The organism is Microbacterium sp. NPDC056736, assembly GCF_042790415.1.
Taxonomy (GTDB): Bacteria; Actinomycetota; Actinomycetes; order Actinomycetales; family Microbacteriaceae; genus Microbacterium.
This window is the reverse complement of record NZ_JBHTZE010000003.1, coordinates 248,494-264,710: the sequence shown is the minus strand read 5'-3', so window position 1 is coordinate 264,710 and position 16,217 is coordinate 248,494. Positions and strand designations below refer to the sequence as shown.

At 66.4% G+C, this 16,217-nt stretch carries 13 protein-coding genes and 1 tRNA gene; 5 read left to right on the top strand and 9 right to left on the bottom strand.

The genetic code is table 11. The features are described 5' to 3' along the window. Positions 1-2,199 carry a 3'-5' exonuclease gene (locus ACFRAL_RS08620; protein WP_378881770.1) on the top strand — a complete coding sequence of 733 codons (2,199 nt, stop codon included), beginning with the start codon at positions 1-3 and terminating at the stop codon, positions 2,197-2,199. A 77-nt stretch (positions 2,200-2,276) separates the two neighbouring features. Then, entirely contained in the window at positions 2,277-2,828 is a 552-nt protein-coding gene (locus ACFRAL_RS08615) for a hypothetical protein (protein WP_378881767.1), read from the top strand. On the opposite strand, the gene ACFRAL_RS08610 is transcribed toward ACFRAL_RS08615, so the two are convergent. Further along, positions 2,820-3,275 (bottom strand): very short patch repair endonuclease, encoded by a 456-nt coding sequence (locus ACFRAL_RS08610; protein ID WP_378881764.1) that lies wholly within the window; start codon positions 3,273-3,275, stop codon positions 2,820-2,822. The genes ACFRAL_RS08615 and ACFRAL_RS08610 overlap by 9 nt on opposite strands. Before the next feature lie 37 nt (positions 3,276-3,312). Between ACFRAL_RS08610 and ACFRAL_RS08605 the strand changes: the two genes are divergently transcribed. Together ACFRAL_RS08605 and ACFRAL_RS08600 are read left to right on the top strand one after the other, a co-directional pair. Continuing rightward, the gene (locus ACFRAL_RS08605; protein WP_378881761.1) at positions 3,313-4,431 is read left to right on the top strand and encodes a DNA cytosine methyltransferase; all 1,119 of its coding nucleotides are present in this window, start codon (positions 3,313-3,315) and stop codon (positions 4,429-4,431) included. A 109-nt stretch (positions 4,432-4,540) separates the two neighbouring features. Continuing rightward, the gene (locus tag ACFRAL_RS08600; protein WP_378881758.1) at positions 4,541-5,416 is read left to right on the top strand and encodes an FRG domain-containing protein; all 876 of its coding nucleotides are present in this window, start codon (positions 4,541-4,543) and stop codon (positions 5,414-5,416) included. Positions 5,417-6,240: 824 nt separating this feature from the next. Here the strand turns inward: ACFRAL_RS08600 and ACFRAL_RS08595 are convergent. Both ACFRAL_RS08595 and ACFRAL_RS08590 read right to left on the bottom strand, forming a co-directional pair. Further along, positions 6,241-7,239, bottom strand: a complete 999-nt coding sequence (locus ACFRAL_RS08595) for a hypothetical protein (RefSeq protein WP_378881756.1) — start codon at positions 7,237-7,239, stop codon at positions 6,241-6,243. An 80-nt stretch (positions 7,240-7,319) separates the two neighbouring features. Then, positions 7,320-9,833, bottom strand: a complete 2,514-nt coding sequence (locus ACFRAL_RS08590; RefSeq protein ID WP_378881754.1) for a DUF4268 domain-containing protein — start codon at positions 9,831-9,833, stop codon at positions 7,320-7,322. A gap of 382 nt (positions 9,834-10,215) precedes the next feature. On the opposite strand from ACFRAL_RS08590, the gene ACFRAL_RS08585 reads away from it, so the two are divergent. After that, positions 10,216-11,346, top strand: coding sequence for a tyrosine-type recombinase/integrase (locus tag ACFRAL_RS08585; RefSeq protein WP_378881751.1), 1,131 nt, complete (start codon positions 10,216-10,218; stop codon positions 11,344-11,346). 217 nt (positions 11,347-11,563) lie between these two features. Here ACFRAL_RS08585 and ACFRAL_RS08580 read toward each other — a convergent pair. The 6 genes from ACFRAL_RS08580 to ACFRAL_RS08555 form a co-directional block, all read right to left on the bottom strand. Next, positions 11,564-11,635, bottom strand: a tRNA-Arg gene (locus ACFRAL_RS08580). Positions 11,636-11,657: 22 nt separating this feature from the next. Beyond that, complete coding sequence (locus ACFRAL_RS08575; protein ID WP_378881748.1) at positions 11,658-12,224, bottom strand: hypothetical protein; 567 nt, start codon at positions 12,222-12,224, stop codon at positions 11,658-11,660. A gap of 138 nt (positions 12,225-12,362) precedes the next feature. Next, positions 12,363-12,644, bottom strand: coding sequence for a Fe-S cluster assembly protein HesB (locus tag ACFRAL_RS08570; protein WP_378881745.1), 282 nt, complete (start codon positions 12,642-12,644; stop codon positions 12,363-12,365). Positions 12,645-12,793: 149 nt separating this feature from the next. Then, positions 12,794-14,530, bottom strand: coding sequence for a carbohydrate-binding domain-containing protein (locus tag ACFRAL_RS08565; RefSeq protein WP_378881742.1), 1,737 nt, complete (start codon positions 14,528-14,530; stop codon positions 12,794-12,796). Continuing rightward, complete coding sequence (locus tag ACFRAL_RS08560) at positions 14,512-15,360, bottom strand: polyphosphate polymerase domain-containing protein (protein ID WP_378881739.1); 849 nt, start codon at positions 15,358-15,360, stop codon at positions 14,512-14,514. Before ACFRAL_RS08560 ends, ACFRAL_RS08565 begins: the two co-directional genes overlap by 19 nt. After that, positions 15,357-15,983 (bottom strand): DUF4956 domain-containing protein, encoded by a 627-nt coding sequence (locus tag ACFRAL_RS08555; RefSeq protein WP_378881736.1) that lies wholly within the window; start codon positions 15,981-15,983, stop codon positions 15,357-15,359. The genes ACFRAL_RS08560 and ACFRAL_RS08555 overlap by 4 nt, the downstream gene beginning before the upstream one ends. Positions 15,984-16,217: the final 234 nt, after the last annotated feature.

The window sequence follows — 16,217 nt, the reverse complement described above, 5'->3', positions numbered from 1 at the left end:
ATGCCGGCCGTCACCTACGCCACCGTCAAGCAGCCCAAGCATGACAAAGACCTCAAGGCGCTGATCTTCACCTTCATCGACAAGCTGAGCCAGAGCGACGCCACCCCGGGCCTTCACATAGAGCCCATCAACGGTTCGGTCGACCCGCGGGCCCGTACCGGCCGTGTCAATGAGTTCTGGCGTGCGGTGCTGTTCCGGATCGATCCGCCGAGTGGAGAGACCCACTACGTGTACGCGGGTACGTGGCCGCACGACGAGGGAACGGAGAAGGCGAAGAAGCTCACTCTGCACGTCAATCACGTCAACGGTGTGCTCGAACTCCACGAGGCGGTCGCCGCACAAGAGGTGGCCGCGGATGCGGGCGAGACCGCGCCGGTATCCACTGCGGGGACACCCACGTCAGCGCCGTTGCTGAGCGAGCTGGGGTACTTCATCACGGACCTCACCTCCGAGTTCGGATTCTCGCAGGACGTGGCTGAAGCCGCATTCGCGCTCCCCGACGAGGATTCTCTACTCGAGTTCGCCGAAGGCCTGCATACCCCGTGGCAGCAGGAGGTTCTTCTATCGATGGCGGCTCGGGAAGCCTTGCACGTCATCCGCGAGCAGCTCGGGCTCGACAATCCTGTCGAGGTGGAAGCGCACGACGATGAGGCCACGAAGGTCCTCAAGGCGCTCGAGCACCCTGCATCCCGTATGCAGTTCACCTACGTCGAGAACAGCGAAGAGCTCCGTCGGATCATCGAGGACGGCGACTTCGGTGCCTGGCGGATCTTCCTCCATCCCGAACAGCGCGCATACGTCGACAAGGACTACTCAGGATCGTTCCGCCTCAGCGGAGGAGCCGGCACAGGCAAGACTGTCGTGTTGTTGCACCGGGCACGACGTCTCGCGCTCGCGAACCCGAAAGCGCGCGTCATCCTGACCACATTCACGCGAGCGCTGGCCGACAACCTGCGCCGCGACCTGGAACGCCTCGATGCTTCGGTGCCGATCGCCGAGAGGCTCGGGGACGCGGGCGTGCTCGTGAAGGGTGTCGACCAACTCGCAGCCGAGGTGCGCCTCCGCGCGGGAGATGACTTCGGTGCGGCCGCGCTCGCGACGATCGGTTCGACGCGCGAGAAGACCGCATCGCCCGCGGAACCGGACTGGTCGTCGGCGATCACGCAAGCCGGATCTGCACTCCCCATCTCGCTGCAGTCGACATCCTTCTTCGATGACGAGTACGCGCAGGTGGTGCTGCCGGCGGGCATCCTCGAAGCGGACGCATACTTCACCGTTCGACGACCGGGACGTGGCGTCGCCCTCGACCGCGGCAAGCGGGCTTCGGCATGGGCCGTCATCGAGCAGATGCGCAAGGATCAGCGGATCGCGAACCAGCTCGGGTACGGCGAGATCGCAGCGATCGGCGCGACATGGCTGACGTCGAGCGGTACGACGTTCGCCGACCACGTGCTCGTCGATGAAGGTCAAGATCTCGAACCCGCGAAGTGGAAGCTGCTCCGGGCGATCGTCGCGGAGGGCCCGAACGACCTCTTCATCGCCGATGACACACATCAACGGATCTACGGTCGGCCGACGGTACTCAAGCACTACGGCATCCAGATCCAGGGTCGCTCACGGCGACTGACGCTGAACTATCGCACCACGCTCGAGAACCTGCGGTTCGCTCTCGGTGTCCTCGCCGGCGAAGAGTACGACGACGCCGAGGGGCTGGAGGTGTCGACCGAGGGCTATCGCTCCGCGCGGAGCGGGCCCAAGCCGCGGAAGCGCGCGACGAAATCGGACGCCGAGCAACTTGACCAGATCGCGGCGGACATCAACCGGTGGCGCGACGAGGGCGTGCGCCCCGAGACGATTGCCGTGCTCGCCTCGTCGAACAACGCCGCCAAGAAGGTGCAGCAGGGCCTCGCTCAGCGCGACATCTCGGTGGCTCTGATCACTCAGCCCCGCGTGACCGGCGGACAAGCTGTGGCTATGACGATGCATACCGCGAAGGGCATGGAGTTCTCGCGGGTCGTGCTGTTCGACGTGTCGGACGGTTCGTTCCCGCCCCCGTGGGCTTACAAGGGCGTGCCCGAGGAGGACAAGCCCGACAAGGACAAGCAGTTCCGTTCGCTGCTCTACGTCGCCGCGAGCCGCGCTCGTGATGAGCTCGTGGTCACGTGGAAGGGGGCCCCGAGCGAGCTACTGCTCGGGTGAGGCACGCAATGGTCGAGGAGTCAATCGATGTCCCGCCGGAGTGCTGGTGGCAAGGACACGGCGAGCAGCGGTTCTGGATGGAGATCGCCGGGGCGAAAGAGCCGGGGATCGACTTGCGGGCGCCGATCACGACACCCGGCGAGAAGCCGGTCTGGCATTGGGATCTGGTGCGCCTCGTGCAGCCCGGAGATGTGATCGTCCACTGGTTCACCACTCCGGCTGGGGCCACCGGGATCGTCGGATGGTCACGGGCGGCGTCGGCTCCCGTTGTGGAGTCGCACGTCTGGGTGCCGCGGACCCGCACCCACATCGATCCGTCGATCGCCGAGCGTCGGCCGCATTGGGTCGTGCCACTCAAGGACTACACGCCGCTTCCCAGGCCGATCACGCGCGAGCAGGTCGAGACGATCCACAGCGAGGTGGTGCGACTAGAGGATGATCTGAAGGCTCGGTACCGGGGCTTCAAGTACTACCCGTTCCAGGACTATCGGCCGACCGAGATGCGGGCGCGCCAGGCCTACCTCACCAAGATGCCGATCGAACTGCTGCTCCTCTTGAATCGACTCGGGCGGTTCGGGTTCGAGGTCGAGTACGAAGCCCACCGAGCAGCCCCGCGTCGATCAGATTGATCTGACCACCCCTGCGATGCGTGCCGCGACCGCGTCGGGGTCGGCGCGCACCTCGTGCTCCCAGATGCGGAGGGGACGCCAGCCGTGGGCTTCGAGGGTTCTGTCTGTGTCGGCATCCCGTTCCTGATTGCGGATGCGCTTCGCGAGCCAGAACTCAGCGTTGCGTGCGGGTGCCTGATAGTGCTCGGCGCATCCGTGCCAGAAGCATCCGTCAATGAAGACTGCGATCTGGGCACGTGGGAACACGATGTCCGCAGTACGGCGTACATTCTTGATCGGCCGGACAGAGACGCGGTAGCGCAGGCCGAGGGCATGAAGGCGACGACGGACGGCGAGTTCAGGAGACGTATCGCGGCCTCGATTGGATTGCATGGAGGCGCGCGAGCCCGGCGTGCTCGCCCACGACACGTCGCGCCGTCGGGGCGCCGTCGACTCGCCGGCTGCCATCCCTGCATCCCTCCAGCTCAACAGTAGATTGGACCCGATGACTCTGCAGCTCCCGGCCGAGGTCGATGCGACCCTCGCCCCCGATCGCGCAACGCAGACCATCACGATGCTGGATCTCTTCGCGGGCGCCGGCGGGCTCACCGCGGGATTTCATGCAGCGTCCGAACGTTTCCGGGTGGAGCGCGCCGTCGAGCTCGACACTGCCGCCGCCGCCACGTACGCCGCGACGTTCGGCGAAGACGTGGTCTACCGGGGGGGCATCGAAGACTGGCTGAAGGATGAAATCCCGCCTGTCGTCGACGTCATCGTCGGCGGGCCCCCGTGCCAGGGGTTCTCGATGCTGGGCAAGCGAGACACCACCGACAAACGTAACTACTTGTGGCAGGAGTACGCCGCCACGATTCTACGAGCGCAGCCGAAGTACTTCGTCGTCGAGAATGTCGCGGCATTCGCGAAGTCCCAGCAGTTCCGCGACTTCACTGAGTCGACGCAGTCGGACGGGATCCTGCGTGACTACACGTTCGAATGGGACATCCTGAATGCTGCCGACTACGGCGCGTTCCAGGCCCGCAAGCGGGCGATCCTGATCGGTCGCCATCGCGATCTTCCGCCGGTAGGGATGCCGAAGCCGACGCACGTCGGGCGGCACCGCACGGTGCGGCAAGCATTCATGAACATCGTGCCGACAGTCACGGAAACAAGACTCGACGCGCGCGTCAAGACCTTCTTCGGCATCGAACTCCCGGGCGTGTTCCGCCCGTACGAACTTCATGTCGGGCGCGACTACGCGGAGATCTCCAAGCTTCGCTTCCGGGCGATTCCAGAGGGTGGCAACAGGTTCGATCTCCCCGATCGGCTGAAGGCGCCGTGCTGGCTCGGACACACGACCGGATCCGGCGACGTGATGGGCCGACTGCATTTGGACAAGCCCTCGGTGACGGTCCGCACCGAGTTCTTCAAGCCCGAGAAGGGCCGGTACCTGCACCCGACCGAGCATCGCGCGATCACGCACTACGAGGCTGCAGTTCTGCAAGGCTTCCCCGACACGCACCTGTTCGTCGGTTCGAAGACGGCGATCGCAAGACAGATCGGCAACGCCGTTCCTGTGCCCCTCGGGAAGGCGATCGCAGAACACCTGCAGCGCGCGCTGATCTAGTTGGAGAAACGAGCCGACGATCGGGCCCTGGCGAAAGGAGAGCGCTATGTCGCGAGTCGGGTGGCATCAGATCGGCTGGTATCGAAAGCCGCGTAGCGTCGGGCAATTGATGTCGGACATCGCACTCGTCGGCGCTTTCAGCAGCGGCGCCCGCATGGCATGGCGGGGCATGCGCAGCATCGATTACGCACTCGTCTCATCTCTTCACCGGTTCATCCCGCACGCCGATGAGGCGCAACTCCGGGCGGAGGAAAAGCGCACGCTGGCGGAGGCCAGGCAGTGGGGACTCGGTAGCAGTTCCAGCGGATGGTCGAGCGATTTACAGCTCCTCGCCGACCTCCAACATTTCGGTACCAGCACTCGCCTGCTCGATGTCACGTCGAATCCGATGACCGCGCTGTGGTTTGCCGCACAGCAACTGTCTGACGAGGAACGACGCACCGGGTTCGATGACGACGGTGTACTCCTCGCGATCAACGTGGCCGAGTGGCCGCGGTTCGGTCGCACGCCGCCGACGAGCCTCTTGGCTGGCGCGCGACCATTGTCGTGGGAATTGACGGAGGCACTGGCATCACGGCGGCCGTTCGTCGTCGATGCTCATTACCCGAACGATCGACTTCGCGCTCAAGAAGGTTTTTTCATTTCCGCTACCTTGCCCGAACAGGATCCCCGGACGCCATTCCGCAGCATCCCGCTCGAGCTCCCGCATACAACCGGATCACTTGCGACCATGGCGCTCGCCCACGTTCAAGGCGCCCTCGACCGAGACGAGCTGCCACCCCGGTTTCAAGAGAAGGGCCTGCTCGCCATTCCGTTCATGGCGTTCCACGTACGAGCCTCGGCCAAGCAGCGCATTCTCGACATACTGAAGAACTCGTACAACAGATCTGCGTCCGTCCTGTTCCCTGACTTCGCAGGTTTTCGCGAATTCGCAGAGTCGGCGCGCCCGCGCACTAGCCCGCAAGAAACTGACGCCAAACGTTGACGCCCGAGTTCACTGCCGGCCGTCTGCAGGGGAGGGAGCTTGCCGATGCGTGCCTGTATCGAGGGATTCAGTGCCGAGAACGAAGGCGCGGGCGATAGCCTCACTCCCGACCTCGGAGGGTAGGCGCCCCTCGATCTCGACACCAGACGACGAGCTCGTCGGCGAGGGTGACCAGAGATCATCACTGCGGCCGTGCTTCGCCGGGACTGCTTGAGAGTGCTCAGCCGTGCGGCGGCAGGAAGCTACTGCAAGTTGCTAACGCCCATCCGCCTCAGCGAGCCGACGTGCTTGCGGACAGCGCCTCACGCATGACATCTATGACGTCCGCGAGCACGTAGCGTGGATGAACTTCGATGAGGTGGATCCCGTTCTCCCTGCATAGCATTCGCTTGTTGGCGGCGCGTTCCTGCGGGCTCGGAAATATGTGAGAGCCGCCGGAGAGCTGCCCAGGCTGCGAATGTTGTTCCCCTTGGTACTCGACGGCAACGTCTCGCGCGCTAAATAGGATGTCGATGGTTTGGGGCGCCAGCCACTCGGGCCGCGACCTGGTGCTCAAGACGCTCATCCGGGAAGGCCTCGCGCAACTCGCGCAGAAGTAGGATCTTGGACTCAGGCTGTTCATCAACCCCAGATTGCCCGGTAACTGCGAAAGCGGAGGCGTGACTATCGCACCACTCTCGGCGTCGGGGGAGGCGCCACCCTGTGCGCCCACGCCAGTTGACGACGTCTACCTTCATCTATCTACATCTGCTGTCGGCCGCGTTGACGGCACACCCAAGCCATGTCCGACACGCGCCAGTACTCACCGCCGAGACGGCGCGAGCTCATAGCTGGGAGGTGCGGGTAACCCCGCTAGTGAGCTTTGCAAGGCTTGTGTACCGCTGGCCCATTGTCCACGCCCACGAGCGGCCTGTCGAGGCGACCGTGTCGTTGACAATCGGCGCCGAAAGCGTCACGGTGTCCGCGTCATCAGGAGACGAGAGGAGGAACACCCCGTAACTGGCACCCTCGTCGCGGGCACCGCGGCTGAGGAAATCCTCGATCACTGTGGCAAGGTGCTCGTCACCTCGGTCGCGACACGCCGCGGCACTCTCGGAAGAGAAAACGATGGCGGGCACCCTGCGCCGGATGCGAGCGATGGCGGGTTTGATCTGACCGTGAGCATAGAAGCCGAAATGGGTGAGATCGTTTCGAAATGCGCGGTCGGGCTGACAGATGTAGACGCCATGGCGCTGATATTCACCCCATGCAGTACGAGCGGCGACGATCACTGTGTCGTCAGAGCTCAGCAGGCCGTCGGCTTCGTACAGGCTGACGAGCTCATTTAGCAGGAATCTCGTCTGCTCGCCGATGCGCCGAGTGGCATCACCGATGATCTCTCGGATTGCGGCCGCGAGCGCCGCAAACGAGAGCCAAACGATCCGATCCCGAACGGTCGCGTCGATCCCGTCTGGCGCGCTGAGCCATGCGGGCTGGGTGGCGTCCGGGGTCAGCACGAACAAGTAGGCATCGGCGTCGCCGACGAGGCGCGCTGCATGCGCACGCACCTGGGTGCGATCATGACCCTCGGCCTGGTAAGCCTGCGAAACGGTCTTCGTCTCGAACCACCACGTGAAGTGCGCCGAGATTCGGGCGTCTGGCACCGAGCCGTCGCCGACGACCTGGTTCTCAAAAGACACCGCTCGGAGCTCTTCTCCCATCCCTGCCGCATTCTGGAGAAGCTCCTTCACGACCCCGAGATCGATGCGCTGGAAGACCGCGATAGTCGATGATGTGACGCGATTCTCTCCGCCGCGGTAGGTCGAGAAGAGTGGATTGCTCAAGGTTCCCCCCATCCATTCATCGCGTGATTCCGGACGTCCACGCCGGGTGACCCGACGGCGGCTCGAAACGAGACCAGGTACTACACATACTTCGGGAATACGCGGGCGAAGTCGTCGGCTCTGGCGACTAGCCAATCCGCGAGTTCCTCCGCCACTGACTCGTCACGAAAGTCGCCGTCGCGAATGATCAGGATGCGACTCACCTTGCGCTCGGGCCTCTCGCGCCATTCGAGTGCGTACCCAAGGTCGGCCTCGATGTCTTGTTGGTGACTTCGCAGGCGATGGAAGAGCGCCTTGTTGTCCGGGATCCGGAAGTCGACGAGGACCCGCTTGTCGGAAGAGTTCACAACGAGCTCTACGTGTGCACCGGGTGTGCCGACAGCGACGTTGAACCACATCTGGGGCAGAGGTTTGTTCCAAGACCGAACATGCGGCGAGTTCCCCGGCCCGCGGACGACCACTCGCTTCCAGAACTCCAATTGCTGATGGCTCAGAACCGAGACACTCGCTCGCCCGCCAGCACCGCGGCGCTGACTGATCTCGTCCTCGTCGACGTCGTACCCGGCGATCCCCGCCAATTCGAGTGCGCCGATGAACTGCTCCGGCAGTGCCCTCCCTCCCTCGTCAAAGGCCACCCCTTCCGCCTCGAGCACGGCGCGCGGGTCATCCATGCGGTCGGGCTCGTGCCAATGAAACCCGGGTGACAGCGTGCCACCCGCTTGGAGAACACGCCAGGCGTTCGGAATCGGATTCGCCGCCAACACTGCGGCGAGGGGCTGCGGATGTGTGCCGACGATGAGCGCCACTTCGCCATATGAGGTCCACCGTCCCGCGGGGATCTCTGGCACGACTGCTGCCACCGCTCTTCGCAGTTCAGAGGGCGTGTCTTGAATACCTGCAAGACTCTCGTCCGGCCCCGGCCATAGCTCGATGATCCGCTCGGCCAATTCGTCAGCCCGGGAGGTGATCTCCTCGGGACCCCATTGTGAATGTCCGGCGATGATCTGATTCATCCGGAGCCCGCTCGTCGCGAGCCATGCCTTCTTCTTCTCGAACGGACTGTTGCTCATTTCGCTGTTGTAACCGGACAGAGTCAAGTTGCCTAGCGTATGCACAATGCGTTCGTGCTCGTACGCGATATCAGCGCCTTCGTCCAGTAGCTCCGCCAGCTCCTCTCGCACCTCGTCGCTCAGCGTTTGAGGGAGGACATGCTCGATGGTGAGGTCCGCAGTGGCGACGACCTCCTTGTGCCGATATGACTCTTCGAGCCACTGCAGGATGAGCTTCTTCTGCGGTCCGCGTCCCTGCCAATAGAAGGCCACGGTGCCGACCGCCTCCCTGACCTCAGCGTTCGTCGCAAAGTGCTTGCGGCCAGTCGACAAGTAGCGCCGTAAGGCCTTATCGACATCCTCTGCGTCGGTGATCGCACCGACAGCCTGAAGCAGACTTCGATTGAGGCCCGCAGTGGCGCGACCGATGACGATGCGGCGAACGAAGTAGGACTCCAGGTAGGTGAGTGCGGCGGCAATCTGATCTGCGGTCGCAGTTCCGTCCACCCCGCGCGCAAGGATGCGCATTACGACCGGATAAGCCGTGGTCGAGCCCCATGCTTGTATGCGCTCAAGCCGCCGGCGTACCTCAGGGTGGCCCTCGCGACTTGGGTCGACGATCTTCGCCAGCACGTCCCCGAGCTTTGCGACCCGAGCGACCTCGGCTTCTACCTCCGCAATCGTCGCCAACTTGGACATCCGGCGCTGCTGGCCGATGTAGGTGTCGGACTGCTTGGCTCGCTCGTCCGTTTGTACGAGATCGAGCCAGAACAGCAGTTCCAGGTTGTCGGCATTGAGTTTCTTCTCCAGCGGTAGCCAGACACTGTCGTACACGGGCTCTGCGCGGTGGCCGAGCCGCATGAAGATGTAGTTCTTGAGGAGGTCGCTTTGAGTGAGCTTCAGGCCAGTGTTGTTCAGCGACTCGAAGATTCGATGCGCGTTGTCGCCGGGCTCCGCCGTGACAGCCACCACAGCAAGTCCGCGCAGGACCGCATTCTCGATGGCTGCGATGTCGTGCGGGTCGTCGGGATCGTCTGCCTCGGCGATCTTCGATCGGAACCGCCGGTAGGCATCGCCGATCGAGTCCTGTTCGCCTGCACGCGCGGCGGATCGCACAACCGCGAGATATGCGGATCGGTCAGCCTGGGTGGGTAAGAGTTTGGCCGGAGCACCGCTCTCGTACTTGTTGACGAGGTACTGGGCGTCGATGCGGTCGCGATGCTCGACCCCTTCGGACTCGATGAGGTGATCTCGCAAGGCTGCGAGGAGCAAGGTCAATGTCGTTAGTCGCTGTTGCCCATCAACGACGAGGAACTTCTGCAGTCCGACCGCGGCGTTGTCGGGACTGGCTGCGAGAACCAGCGAGCCGATGAAGTGTGTCGCTGTCGGGTCGGTCCTGCGGGTCTCTGCAATCGCGACGATGTCGTCCCAGAGCTGATCGAGTTGCCTGTTGCGCCACGAGTAAACGCGTTGATACAGCGGAACCTGATATTGCTTCTTGCCTTCGAGTACGCCCTCGAGGTCGGTCTCTTTTGCCTTGACCACGCCTTCCTTTCTAGTCCAAGCCGCAGAAATGCCGTCTATGCCAATCCGTGCGGTGAGACGTCGCTCACCGTTTGATCTCGGACTCCGTCCTCCTCCGACATACAGCCACCCAGCGTTCGGGCGCGGCGCAGTGCTCGTCGTCGCACGGCTGCTAAGCGACGCGCGCCAGCCCCGGAGTCTGCAAGAAGTGAGCGGCGAGAACGGAGGTGCGACCGATCGCTACACTCTCCGCGTCGGAGGGAAGCGCCCCTCTACTCCAACGCAGTTGACGACGTCTTCCGACATCCATCCACATCTGTCGTCGGCCGCATTGACGGCGCCCGACCAGTGGCGGACACTGGGCCGATACTGGCCGTCGAGCCGGCACAAGCGGAGGTCCGAGATGGGCACCATCACCCCGTACGAAACGGCGAAGGGCCGCCGCTACCGCGTGCGCTACCGCAAGCCTGATAGCACCGAAACGCAGAAGCGCGGCTTCACGACGATGCGCGAGGCGAAGCTCTACCTGTCCATGGTCACCGTGTCCAAGTCGAAGGGCGAGTACATCGATCCCGTAGCGTCGCGGGTGCCGGTGCGGATGTTCGCCGACAGCTGGCTCCGGTCGAAGCAGCCGCCGATGTCGAAGCCTTCGTACTACATGACGCTCGAGCGGGCGTGGAAGAACCACGTCGCTCCAGTCTGGGCAGACAGGGAGATCTGGTCGATCCGGCGGTCCGAAGTTCAAGACTGGGTGTCAGAGCTCGCGACGCAGAAGTCGCGCACGGTCGTGCTTCGCGCGCTGGGAGTCCTCGCCGGCATTCTCGATGTTGCCATCGATGATCGTCGCCTTGCGAACAACCCGGCACGACACATCCGCAATCTGCCCCGGAGCGGACCAGGCAAGCGCCGCGTCTATCTCTCGCACGACCAGGTGGCGACGTTGGCGGCATGCTCGGCGTATCCGACGATGGTCCTGACCTTGGCCTACACCGGCCTGCGCTGGGGCGAGGCGACGGGGCTGCGCGTGCGGAGTGTGAACCGCCTCCGACGGCGCTTCGTGATCGAGGAGAACGCGGTGATGATCGCGTACGAGATCCACGTCGGCACCCCAAAGACGCACGAGAAGCGCTCGGTGCCCTACCCCGCGCGGCTCGCTCCGATGATCGAGCAGGCGTGCGCCGGCAAGGGACCGGAAGGGCTGCTGTTTGGCGACGGCATCAACCACATGCGCAACTCAGGCGCACAGGGATGGTTTGCGAACGCGGTCCGCCGTGCGCAGGCTGTCGACCCATCGATCCCGAGGCTGACGCCTCACGACCTCCGCCACACCGCCGCATCGCTCGCGATCAGCTCGGGCGCAAACGTGAAGGCCGTGCAGCGGATGCTCGGCCACGCCTCGGCCGCGATGACGCTGGACACCTACGCCGACCTCTTCGACGACGATCTGGATGCCGTCGCATCGCGCCTCAACGACGCGATGCCGCTCGTGGCGCTGCCGTCAGGTCCGCAGACCCGCTACGCCCGACCGCAGTAGCCGCAGAGCAGATTGCTCAGTTTTTCGACGAGGCCCGAGACGCCCGAAACGGTCAATTTCGTCGTTCGGCGACGTCCAACGGAGCGCCCTGGAGGAGCTTGTCGGCGCCCTCCGAGCGGTCTCGAGATTTTCAGAATGCGGCCAAAAAGCGGCCAAAAACGTGCTTTCGGCGGTCTGACTATAGAAGAAATGCCTGGTCAGGAACAAAAAGAGACTGTGCCCCTGGAGGGACTCGAACCCCCAACCGTTTCCTTAGGACGGAACTGCTCTTCCATTGAGCTACAGAGGCTGGCGGCATCAAGTCTATGCGGTCAACGCCCTCGGCTCCGTCGGGACTGTTGCCCGGGCCGGTCCGGCGCGGATGCCGTGACGGAGCCGCCGCTCAGTCGCCCGTCGAGCGGCGCGCGCAGGCCACGCCGCCGCAGTTCGCCGACCATCCATCCGCGTTGGTGCGCGACCATCCGTCGATGCAGCAGGACGCCGACGAGCAGCAGTCCCAGTGCGCCGAGGTACCACGCCCAGTACCACCACTGCATGCCCGGCGTGAGCAGCAGCGAGACCGCTCCGATGATCAGAATCAGTACGCCGGCGTAGTACGCGATGCGACTGGCGGTGCGCAACGGTGATGCCGTCGGCGCGGCCTGCCGCAGCGCCCACACGGTCGCGTAGTCGTCGCGCAGTTCCGCCAGCAGGTCCCGCTGCGGCGACGGCGGCATGTCACCCAGCAGTGCGGTGAGGCGCTCCGCGCGCTTGAGGTCGTCGGCGCGTGCCGCGACCCGCGGCGCGAGGACGGCCGCCGTGGCGGTGACGAGAGCGACGACGATCGGCACGAAGGGCTCGGCGACCGTCGCGGTCGTGGCAGGCTCAGCGAGCAGCATCCCCCCACCTCCGCTCGACGACCGACGGCGCCCCCCGCGCTCGCCGCCATCCTCCCGCGCGTGCCCGCGCGCCGGAAGACCCGCCGGACACGCGAAGGCCCCGGCATCCGCGAAGGATGCCGGGGCCCGAAGTCCACGTCAGCCCTGGGTCGCCAGGGCGAAGCGCACGGCGCCCTCTTCGCTCACCTCGGCGTCGAGCACGCGGTCGTCGAGGGCGACCGCCGCGGTCTCGTCGAGGAAGACGCGGGCGCCGTCGGTGACGACGATCGTGTCGTGCGGCTGAGGGTCGGGAGCGACGCTCAGTTCGAACCCGCCCGTACCTCCGGTGTCGCGGATCCTGACGCCTCCGTCTTCGGCCTGCGGCACGCGGGCCACGATCTCCTTGACGGCGTCGGCGGCGGTCTGGGTGAGAGTAAGCATGCTCTTCCTTTCCGTTTGCGGTTCCGGACGGGCCACGATTCCGAGAACGGCCTACGGATGCAACCTCAGCGCGCCGTTCACCGGGCATTCGGAGGGTTCTCCCATGTTGACCGGCGGCGGGATCGTGGCATCGCCGGCGGCCCACGCCGTCACGGACGCCGCCCGCTTCCCGGACCACCGCCGGCGCCGCCCGACACGGCGACTCCCTCGGTGACCGTGGTCGCCGAGACCCCGTTGACGGTGACGGTGTAGGCGCCGCCGTCCGTGAGACCCGGACCGCTGTAGAAGACGGCGCCGAAGCTCTGATCGGCCTCGAACGAGGCGATCGCAGCGCCCGCGGCATCCGTCACCTCCACCGTGTCGCCGGCCGAGCCCGACACGGTCGCCGCGACCCACTGCTGTGCGCCGGTCGGCGTGACGAGCACGGAGCCCGCGACGAACAGTTCCCCGCCGTCCACCGCGACCGAGCCGTTCGCGTCGACCGCTCCCTGGCCGCCCGCCGAGCTCGGACCGCTGACGACGGTGGTGCCTCCGGTGATCGCGATCGAGCCGTTGGAGTCGAGGCCGTCGCCCGTCGCGGCGAGGCGCACGGTGCCGCCCGAGATCGTGAGCGTCTCACCGGTGTCCTGCTCGCCGCCGCCCATTCCGCCACCCTGCGCGGCGGTCGACGCCGTCGCCCCGGCCGCGTTGATGCCGTCGTCGCTCGAGGTGACGTCGACGGTGCCGCCGGAGATCGCGATGTCGGTCGCCTCCAGGCCCTCCACCGACTCGGCGACGGTGACCGCGCCGTCGCGGATCTCGAGTCGCTGCTCGGCGTGGATCCCGTCGTCGCCGGAGGTCACGGTCAGCGTGCCGCCGCCGATCCCGACCGACCCGTCGGAGTGGACGCCGTCATCGGCCGCCTCGACCGACACGTCGCCGCCGTCGATCGCGACGACCGCGCCGGCCGACACGCCCTTGGGCGAGTCGTCCGATCCGGTCGCCGCCGTCCCGGCGGTCAGCGCGATCGTCCCGCCGGTGATGACGGCGTCGGTGGCGGCGGCGATGGCATCGTCGCCGCTCGTGGCGACCACGTCACCTCCGGTGATGGCGACGAAGCCCTGCGTGGCGTCGTCCGTCTGGTCGCTCTTCAGGGCGTCGCCGCCCGCCTCGAGCACGACGGTCCCGCCCTCGACGGTCAGCGAGTCCTTGCCGCGCAGCGCGTCGTCGACTGCCTCGACCGTGATCTCGCCCGAGAGCACGACGAGGTCGTCGGTGCTCGCGATGCCGTCGTTCCCGTTGCCCGATACGGTCAATGAGCCGGTGCCCGAGACGGTCAGGTCGGCGTCGGCGTAGATCGCCGCGTTCGCCCCGGCGTCGTCGGCGTACGACGACGCGTCCGACACCGCGTTCTGGCTCCCGTCCGCCAGCTGGAGGGCCACGTCGTCGGCGGTCATCACGGTGATGGCAGGCGAATCGGATGCCGAGATCTCGGCGTCGTCGAGGATCAGCACGACCTGCGCGTCCTCCGGCGCAGCGACGACGACCTGCCCGTCGAGCGAGCCCGACAGCCGGAACACGCCGGCGCCGGTGATCGTGACGGTGGCGCCGTCGACGGTCACGGCGTCGGAGTCACTCGACGCCGAATCGCCGTCGAGCGCGATGTCGGCGGCATCCGCGTCGCTCCACTCGTCGTCCCGGACGACCGTCACATCGGCGTTCGCGGCGAGCACGGCGGCGGCGCTGAGATCGGAGTCGACGACGACCGTCGCCTCGGGCGTCGACGTGTCGTCGGTGCTCAGGCTTACGGCGCCGGACGGCGCGGCGGCCTGGGTGGCGCAGCCGGCGAGCACCAGGCCGGCGAGGGTGAGAGGGGCGGCGGCCAGGATCAGGCGGCGACGGAGCATGATGTGTCCTCCTTGGGGACGGTCGGGTCGGGGGTCGGGGTGACAGCGGAGGGGGGAGGGTGCGGAGCCGCTCGACGGCTCGGAGCGAAGGGCCCCCGCAGGAGGCGCGCCCAGCGATTGCGGGGGAGCCCGGGGTGCAGGGCGGCGAGGCCGGTCGCGTACTTGCTGACGGTGGCGGGGCGATGACCGGCGCGCCACAGGGCTCGGTCGACGTCTGACGGGCGCGCTCCGGACTTCGTCTCGACGATCGCGGTCTCGGGGAGGGCGAAGCCCCCCGCGTCGGGCTCGACCCACTCCAGCGCGGTGTCGATCGTGGCGCGCCCCGCGCCGTCGGGGGCCAGCAGCGTCGCGCGGCGGTATCGCGTCACCAGGGTCGCATCGAGCTCGTGTGCGCGCTCCGCCGCGAGACCGATGGCGTCGAACGCGTCCGCGACGTCGCCGCGCGCGTCGTCGGTGAGCCGGTCGCGCGTGCGGAGGTCGTACTCGTCACGGTCCTTGACCGTCGTGCCGCGGGCGCCGCGCGTCTTGATCTCGAGGTAGGCGGTGCCCGTGTCGAGGTACGTGCGGGTGCGCAGCTTGAAGCGGCGTCGCCGCGGCTGCGCGGCCATGCGGAAGCTCAGCAGGTCGGGAGTGTCGAAGTACACCGACTCATACGCGAAGTCGCGGGCGCCGTCGATCTCGAGCACCCGCGTGCTCGGGTCGAGGGCGGCGATCACCGCGGCGAGGTCTTCGCGGGGCACCACGTACTTGCGGTCGACGCGAGTGAGGAGGGATGCCTCCGCCACGAGCTCGTCGAGCCGCACCGGTGCGAAGCGGTCGAGGGCGGTCACCGCACCGCTCCTTCCCGCACCGGGGCAGCCTCCGCCGGCCGCGTGCTGAGGTCGTCGCGAGCGCCGGCGGCGGCGTGTGGCACGCGGAAGCGCACGTCCACGAGCGTCGTGTCGTTGACGAGGTCGAGCTCCTGGACGGTGAGGGCTGTCACCGTCCCGCCGAGCCGCTCGCCGAGCTCCGCCCGCAGTTCGGCTTCCTCGCTCAGAGCCCGGTCGAGTCGCACCACCTGATGCCGGCTGCGCGAGAGCAGCACCGGGTGATCGGCGGCCCAGAGGACGCCGAGGATCAGCACCACCAGCGCGGCGACCGGCCACGGATCCGTCTGCGGGAGTCCGGTGACGAGCCCGATCGCGAGCGCCGCGAAGTAGTACGCCACCTCGCGCTGCGAGATCTCGGACGAGCGGAGCCGGATGATCGACAGCACGCCGAACAGGCCCAGTCCCAGTCCCAGCGCGACCTCGGCGGTCCCGAGCACCGCGGCCACCGCCATCACACCGACGTTGACGCCGAGGAAGGCGACGACGAGGTCGCGACGGCGGTGCCGGCGGTAGTAGAGCCCGAGGCTCAGCACGAGGGCGGCGGCGAGATCGATGCCGATCAGGATCAGCGCGCTGGTGGTCATGGATTCCTCCCGATGGGGTGTTCGTTCGCCTCCATCCGAGTCGGCGCGACTATGCGGTTCCTATGCCCCGCGTCTGGCGAGGAGATGAGTTCGGCACGACCGCGAGGCCGACGCTGAGTCACGGCGCCCTCGCGCTCGGGAGCACCGCCGCGTGCCGGTGGAGCAAGATGGCCGGTTCTTGACACCGTGTCGGGCGCAATGAGGGGCGCATCCTCCCCGGCGTCTGCAAGGGTG